Source organism: Geminocystis sp. CENA526 (genome assembly GCF_050753365.1).
Taxonomy (GTDB): Bacteria; Cyanobacteriota; Cyanobacteriia; order Cyanobacteriales; family Cyanobacteriaceae; genus Geminocystis.
In genome coordinates this window covers 1-2711 of record NZ_JBLZFY010000214.1, presented here as the reverse complement: position 1 = coordinate 2711, position 2711 = coordinate 1, and the positions used below count along the sequence as shown (strand labels likewise).

The 2711-nt window shown below is 33.4% G+C and carries 1 pseudogene; it reads right to left on the bottom strand.

Features of this window, described 5'->3' with window-relative positions:
* Window positions 1-287: 287 nt before the first annotated feature.
* Window positions 288-2711, bottom strand: a pseudogene (locus ACN4EE_RS22725) (hypothetical protein); the annotation flags it as partial.

The window sequence follows — 2711 nt, the reverse complement described above, 5'->3', positions numbered from 1 at the left end:
TAATTAATATAAAAGCCCTACTTTTAGATTGATCCCCACAATCTTAGGATACAAGATCGCTCTCAGAATCAACAAACTTTATTACAAATTATGAAGAAAAGTGCTTAATAAAACTTAATAAAATTCAGAAAAAATCAACTCTTATTTGGTTTCATTGTGAGATAAAGAGGACTATTAAAATGAAGGTTTTAGAAACACTACATTAACGCTGATAGTGTGCAGTTTTAGCTATTTTTAATCAAAAACTTAGCATTTTTGACTTATTTTCTTTCTGTTACCATACTTCTTTACAATTTAAAATTTATTCCAGTTTGAATTCTACCCCTAAAACCCGAATCACTATTGCCTAAATAAGCATCGAGAGAGAAAATAGAACGAGGATGGGAATATTTGATCACTACACCATAGTTAGTATCCTCAAATTGGTTATCAAAACCTCGGGTAGCGACAGAATAGTTACTATAATAAAACCCCAACCTCAAATTACCAAAATTTTGATCCCGAATCATGGGATAAGTCGCCTCAAAGGAATAGAAAACTTTATCACCGATCGAAATGGGGAAACTAATATTTAATCCGGAAGACTCAGAAAAAGTCAGAGAAGTGAAATAAGAAATATTACCAAGACTAGCCCCCGGTATAGCAGCATTAAGCTCTTGAGGACTATAACCAAAATTATTAAACCAAGTTAAATTCCACTTGGGTTTATAGAATTGAAAGATATGACCCACATTTAAACTGGAAATATTCAACTGATTGGGATTGCTATTCCAAGTAATATTAAAAAAAGGTGAGTTACTAATAATGGTTTGCCACTGACTATTTTCATCATACCAAATGTGATTAAAATCCCATCTTAAGTTAGCCTTAGCAAAGATTCCAAAAGTTTTTTCTTGAGGATCAGAAATATTTTGGTCTATTTGAGGAGAAGAATAAGGATATAAATTAACCCAAGCTCCTAAAGATAAATTATAGTTAAAGCCATTACTTGTACCAGAAAGTATAAACTCCAAAGCAGGTAAATATAAATAACCAATATAGATCGTATCTTCAAAATCTCTTTGACGGAATCGACTAATTTCAATTCTGCCAAATTCTATATCGGCGGTGTTACCTGGCGCGATAATGGGAATAGCAGTAAAAGCCTGTGTTTCTATAGCCAATTTTTGTTCAAATAAAATATCTCCTTGACTATTTTGAACTTTGACAAAACCAAAATTTGTACGGTTAAAAGGTTCTATGTTCGTAAATTCAATGGGTACATTAATACCCGTAAAGGCTAACGGACCAAAATCATTGGGAGTTACCATGGAGAAAATTAGAGGACTTTCCGTACTCCAATCACCAATTTCTCGATTAAAAAATTGCACTGCTCTTTGATGAGTACCAGTACGCAATTGAAAAAGCAAAGAACTATTCGGAGTAACATGATCCGTTATTGTATAACTCCCAGATACTTGATTTAATCTACTAACAAGGTTCGCATTGTAAAGACTATTATTTAATCTTAGGTTCATTGCTCTTCTTTCTGCCGAAGTTGAGCGAGTAGAAAAGGATTCGGGAGCTTGATTGTCTTGATACTTTTGTCTTGCTATAGTTGTAATGCCATTAACATCATTCGGATTGAGTAAATAAAATAATCCTCCTAAAGCTAACCCCAAACTCGTATTAAGCATTTGATTGTAATCCATCTGCGCCCAGTCCGAAGAGACAGTAAGAGAAAAACCGGGGTTGGCAAAAACGTTCGTATAATTTAACTCAACCTTTTCGGGATGATATTCTAAAAGAGTTCGATTTTGAGAATAATTAAAACTATAACGATACCAATTTTGATTTTCTGGATCAAAAGAAAGGGTTGTAATTTCTGGTAATCTTTGACCTCCACTGTACCACATAAGAGAGTTAAGATAGTGAAAATCCCTTTGCTCTTGAGTTAAAAAAGGATTACTCATCAAGGCAACAATATCATTGTTTTGTATCTGTAAACTATCGAGATTTAAAGCCTGGACATATATTCGGGAAAGTTGATCTTCTGATCCCTTATTTAACTGTAAAGTTTTCACTCCGGGTAGTGAACTTAAAGACTGATTAAATTGAAACCCTTGAGTTGTAAAAAAATCTCCTACTGTAACCCCAATTTTGGCTAAATTTTCAGGAGAGATAATTTCCCCAGTACGGAATTTGACATCATTTTCCAATAAACCTTGAAAATTAACTGTAGGAAATCCTTGTAAAAATTTGGGAGCATTATCTGCATCTAAGTTCCCAAAAAAAGAGCCTCCTCCCTGTTCAGTAAAAGTTGACGCTTTACGAGTATCATCCAAACTAACAATCTCAATATCTCCGTTAATGTTAAAAACTACTTGAGGAACACCTTGAACACCTTGAGGAGAAATAACCTCAACAGCACCGCTAGTAATATTTAAGTTGTTATTTTCTTTTTCAAAACCAGTGGTGCTTTCAAATGCTTGAGGTAGAGCAAAAGTTGTCTGAACTCCAAAAAAACCGATCGTTGATTTAGCTATTTGTCTATATTTTTGAGTAATAACATTTCCTTGATAATTAACATTTCCATGAATTCCCCCTGTTTGAATCACTACTTTATTGTCATAAAGCCAGTAAAACTGCTGATCATCGGGATAATAAGAGAAATTAAAATTTTTGAGTACAGGATCATCAAATTCCTCAAAATTTAATTTATTACTTGGTGT